Raw genomic sequence first — 4,432 nt, forward strand, 5'->3', positions numbered from 1 at the left:
TGACGCCGCCCGCGATGCCGGTCAGGCGCTGCAGGCGCCGCGCGCTCAGCGCGCCGAGCCCCATCAGCAGGATCGGGATCGTCGTCAGCAGGCTGGCGGCGCCGTCACTGATGCCGGTCGTGCGCTGGATCATGTCGAGCAGCGGGCCGACCGCGGCAAGCGCCGGCCGCAGGTTCAGCCCGACCAGGACGATGGCGGCGAGCCGCCATCCGGGGGAAGTGAAGCGATTCATTGCAAAGCCCTCGATATCGGTGCGCGACCCCGGTGAGGCGACGCGCGTTTTCATGTAAAGTATCTCGACATCAAGATAAATGCTGATTTGTCTCGACGTCAAGATAACTGGTGAGCCGAGGAGGGTTAATGGATCGAGCCGAGCATGCGCTCGCACAATGGCGCGCCGAGCGTCCGGATCTCGACGCGTCGTCGATGGTGGTGATGGGGCGGTTGCAGGAAGCGGCGCTCGTGATCGCGCGCGACCGTCTCAATCCGCTGTTCGCGCGCTACGGGATGCAGCCGGGTGAATTCGACGTACTGGCGACGTTGCGGCGTGGCGGGGCGCCGTTCGCGCTGACGCCGACGGCGCTTTACGACGCGCTGATGATGTCGTCGGGGGGGATGACTGCGCGGATCGACCGGTTGCAGAAGGCAGGGTGGGTGGAGCGCCGGCCGAACCCGGCGGATGGGCGTGGGACGCTTGTGGCGCTGACGGAGACGGGCCGTGCGTTGATCGATGAAGCGGTTGTCGCGCATATCGACAATCAGCGGGAGTTGCTGGGCGTGTTGTCGGATGCGGAACAGGTGCAGTTGTCGGATCTGCTGGGAAAGCTGCTGGCGGGGCTGGGAGAGGGGGTGTCGAAGGGGACGGATGGAAAGTAGCGCCGCCGGATGCGTTATGCAAACGCAGGAGGCGGGCAAAGAAGTTCTTCGTATATTTTCTCGAGCGTCGCTTACCGACCTGGAGCGGACTTCCGCGCGTGGCAAAAGCGGCCGTTGTGCCCCTCTGTGTCGGCAGGCTTTGCGCGACGAGCTTGCGCGCCTTACTTCAATGCCGTGATTGGATGCGAAAAGTGAATCATTAAATAAAGCGGTATGCAAAACATGGCCACGAAGACCGCCCTGGTAGATAGCTTGCGAAAGCGACCCGGCCCCCGTGTAAAGATCGAGCCGGGAGTCGTATCAAATTCGTGATAGTCGAGTTCACGCAATCGACCGGTAATCGTTGCAAGGTTTGAAACCAAATGCCATCCTCCGCTAGGATCGAGCGACAGCGGCCGAGAAATCGTATTCAAGCTTGCAACTAGCCACATGTCAGTGCATTCCACGTCAAACGCATACTGATCGAGGACGAAGCGTAGCGCAGAACAAAGCTCGTGATCGTGTCCGATGGCGCGGGACAGAATCTCTGCCCGGTCGCCGTAAATATACAGCCCCTGTTGCATTTCAAAGTGGCGAAGGAATGGAAAAAGACGACCAAGCCATCCCGCGGAATAAGTCGTTGCGAAGCCCACATCAATCTTTGAAGATAGCTTCAATGGCATGTGGACGTGAGTGACTCCCCTGATATGATCCACCGCCCCGCCATACTTTTTTACCAGCGTTTCGAGTTCGCGCATATCTATAGGTCTCCATCGGATCGGCTTCGAAAGATCGCAACGACACCGTTCGGTACTTTGTTCGTGAGGCGATTAAACCCGACACCCATGTGAATGTCACGCCAATTCAATTGCGTGTCAGTTTTCTAATGCTCTCCGGTCACAAACAACACTGCCGATTGTCCGCAATTCAGACCTTTCGGTCGCTTGTCTCCTCCTGGCCGAACACCGACAGTCTTCCTGGCATTCCCCGGAAATTCGCGATGAACAAAAAAAGCCCGCCGCGCAATGCGGCGGGCTTTTCAGTTCGCGGCCCGCACATCGTGCGCCCGCTCAACCCATCAACTCCGTGCCGGAATATTGAGCCCACGCTCGACAGCCGGTCGCGCAACGAACGCATCAAGCACCCGCTTGACGTTCCGGAATTCGCTGAACCCAACCAGATCCCCCGCCTCATAGAACCCGACAAGGTTCCGCACCCACGGGAAGATCGCAATATCGGCGATCGTATACGCATCGCCCATCACCCACTGGCGGTTCGCGAGATGCGCGTCGAGCACGCCGAGCAGGCGCTTCGACTCGTCAACGTAACGGTCGCGCGGACGCTTGTCCTCATAATCGCGGCCGGCGAACTTGTGGAAGAAGCCGACCTGGCCGAACATCGGCCCGATGCCGCCCATCTGGAACATCACCCACTGGATCGTCTCGTAGCGGCCCGCGAGATCCTTCGGGATCAACTGGCCCGTCTTGTCCGCGAGATAGATCAGGATCGCGCCCGATTCGAACAGCGGCAGCGGTTTGCCGTCCGGGCCGTTCGGATCGATGATCGCCGGGATCTTGTTGTTCGGGTTCAGCGACAGGAATGCCGGCGAAAGCTGATCGTTCGTGTCGAAGCGCACGAGGTGCGGCTCGTACGGCAGGCCGGTTTCCTCGAGCATGATCGACACCTTGACGCCGTTCGGCGTCGGCAGCGAGTAGAGCTGGAGACGGTCGGGATGCTGGGCCGGCCACTTTTGCGTGATCGGGAAGGCGGACAGGTCGGACATGGAGGTTCGCTCGTCGAAGTGGAGAATCCACGCTCCGCCGATGCCGCCGCGCTCGCGCACGGTTCGCGACGCGGCGGCAGCAGGGCGGAGCGCGCCGAAAACGCCCACTGTAGCCGATCCCGGCGATCGATGCCGATGGCGGCCGCCACGCCGCCGGGAGCCGCCGCCGGCAGAGATCAGAAGTTGTGCCGCAGCCCGATCATCGCGGCCGTCGTGCCGACGCCCGGCGCGACCGGCTGCCCGTACACGAGCATCTGGTCCATCGTGCCGCGATTGTTCACGTGGCCGACCTGCGCATAGACCATCGTCCGCTTCGACAGGCTGTAGTCGGCCGCGAGCACGACCGCCGTCGACTTGTTCGCCGAGACGTTGCGGTCCTTCAGGTAATACACGGCGGACGTCACCTGCAGCGCGGGCGTGAAGCGATAGCCGATGCCGGCCGACAGCATGTCGAGGTTCACCTTGTCCGCATGCGACGGATTCCGGCCGTTGCCGTACGACGCCGACACCGAGAAATCGTGGATCGTGTATTTCGCGCCGAAGTAGATGAAGCGGTTGTTGTCGACGCCGGTCGGCGCGACGCCCGGCGCCGGGCTCGTGTCGTGCCCGTTGTAGTAGACGGCCGATGCGTTGAGCCCGTAGTTCGCATACTTGAGCACGACCGATTCGCGCGTGCCGCCCTGGAACTGCCCGGCCACGCCGCCCGGCGCGTATTCGAGCGCGATCGACGCACCCGCGAAGGTCGGCGACTGGTAGACGAGCGCATTGCTGTCGTACAGCGCCCCGATCGCAGCGTTGGTGCTCGTCCCCGTCCAGCCGGCCGCCGTGTTCAGGCCGAGCCACGCGATCAGCACGCTGCCGAAGAACTGCGCGTTGCGCACGTCGGTGTCGGCCATCGCGTAGATCATCGGCACGATCTGGCGGCCGGCCGTGAACGAACCGAACGGGCCCGACACGCCGAGCGACGCGACCTGGTTGAAGATCGCGACGGCGCCCGGCGTGTCGCTCAGCTGCAGCTTGCCGCTGCCGCTGTCGAACGAGCCCTGCAGCTTGAAGTTGATCTTGTAGCCGCCGCCGATGTCCTCGCTGCCCTTGATGCCCCAGAAGCTCGAGTAGATGCCGCCGTCCTTCATGCGGAACACCTTGCCCGTGTTCGGCGCGGTCGGGCTGAACGACGCCGCCGACGTGCTCTGGTACATCAGGCCCGAGTCGATCACGCCGTAGAGCGTGACGGAGGATTGCGCGTGCGCGAGCGCCGAACAGCCGGCAAGCGCCGCGAGCGCGGCCAGTTTCGTCTTCATGAAGTCTCCAGGGTCGTATTGGACCGGACGGGATCGAGCCCGTCCGGGTGAAGCGGGGAAGCATCGAGGCTGGCGGGAACGCGTGAAATGCATCGCCGGTGCGAGCCGTGCTGAAAGACTACGCAACGGCGGGCGGCCGCTCCCCCCCACGCACGGGGGGCAGGGTTGCGGAGAATCGGGGAAAGGCGGGCGCGGCAATACGCCCGAATGGCGGAGCCGGCGTTACAGCGTCAGGGCGCGCTTTCGAGCAGGCCGAGCACCAGCGCACGGCGCACCGCATGCTTGCGCGAGCTGGCGTCGAGCTTGCCGAACAGGTTCTTCAGGTGCCACTTCACGGTTTCCTCGCCGACGGCGAGCGCCACCGCAATTTCCTTGTTCGACAGGTTGCGCGCGAGCAATTCGAGAATCGCGCGCTCCTTCGGCGTCAGCACGACGCTCGGCACCGCACGCGGGCTGGCCGCGGCGCGCGGGGCCGGCGGCACGATGCGCGGCT

At 63.5% G+C, this 4,432-nt stretch carries 5 protein-coding genes and 1 pseudogene; 1 reads left to right on the forward strand and 5 read right to left on the reverse strand.

Annotated features, from left to right (window positions below):
- Positions 1-232, reverse strand: a pseudogene (locus G3N99_RS34875) (MFS transporter); the annotation flags it as partial.
- A 128-nt stretch (positions 233-360) separates the two neighbouring features.
- Here G3N99_RS34875 and G3N99_RS34880 point away from each other — a divergent pair.
- Positions 361-876 (forward strand): MarR family transcriptional regulator, encoded by a 516-nt coding sequence (locus G3N99_RS34880; protein WP_206124640.1) that lies wholly within the window; start codon positions 361-363, stop codon positions 874-876.
- Positions 877-1,037: 161 nt separating this feature from the next.
- Here the strand turns inward: G3N99_RS34880 and G3N99_RS34885 are convergent, their stop codons facing one another.
- The 4 genes from G3N99_RS34885 to G3N99_RS34900 form a co-directional block, all read right to left on the reverse strand.
- Entirely contained in the window at positions 1,038-1,613 is a 576-nt protein-coding gene (locus G3N99_RS34885; protein ID WP_206124641.1) for a hypothetical protein, read from the reverse strand.
- 320 nt (positions 1,614-1,933) lie between these two features.
- Positions 1,934-2,638: a glutathione binding-like protein gene (locus tag G3N99_RS34890; RefSeq protein ID WP_206124642.1), complete on the reverse strand. Its 705-nt coding sequence runs from the start codon at positions 2,636-2,638 to the stop codon at positions 1,934-1,936.
- A 176-nt stretch (positions 2,639-2,814) separates the two neighbouring features.
- A complete protein-coding gene (locus G3N99_RS34895; RefSeq protein ID WP_206124643.1) occupies positions 2,815-3,939 on the reverse strand; it encodes a porin in 1,125 nt (374 codons plus the stop codon).
- A gap of 230 nt (positions 3,940-4,169) precedes the next feature.
- The coding region (locus G3N99_RS34900) for a helix-turn-helix transcriptional regulator (protein ID WP_241012013.1) at positions 4,170-4,432 on the reverse strand (263 nt) is incomplete at its 5' end.

The sequence above is a fragment of the Burkholderia sp. Ac-20392 genome (assembly GCF_017104585.1).
Lineage (GTDB): Bacteria > Pseudomonadota > Gammaproteobacteria > Burkholderiales > Burkholderiaceae > Burkholderia > Burkholderia lata.

Bases quoted from the DNA above. Each gene is read 5' to 3' on its own strand.
- G3N99_RS34895 (WP_206124643.1), bottom strand. From the start codon at position 3,939: ATGAAGACGAAACTGGCCGCGCTCGCGGCGCTTGCCGGCTGTTCGGCG.
- G3N99_RS34885 (WP_206124641.1), bottom strand. From the start codon at position 1,613: ATGCGCGAACTCGAAACGCTGGTAAAAAAGTATGGCGGGGCGGTGGAT.
- G3N99_RS34890 (WP_206124642.1), bottom strand. From the start codon at position 2,638: ATGTCCGACCTGTCCGCCTTCCCGATCACGCAAAAGTGGCCGGCCCAG.
- G3N99_RS34880 (WP_206124640.1), top strand. From the start codon at position 361: ATGGATCGAGCCGAGCATGCGCTCGCACAATGGCGCGCCGAGCGTCCG.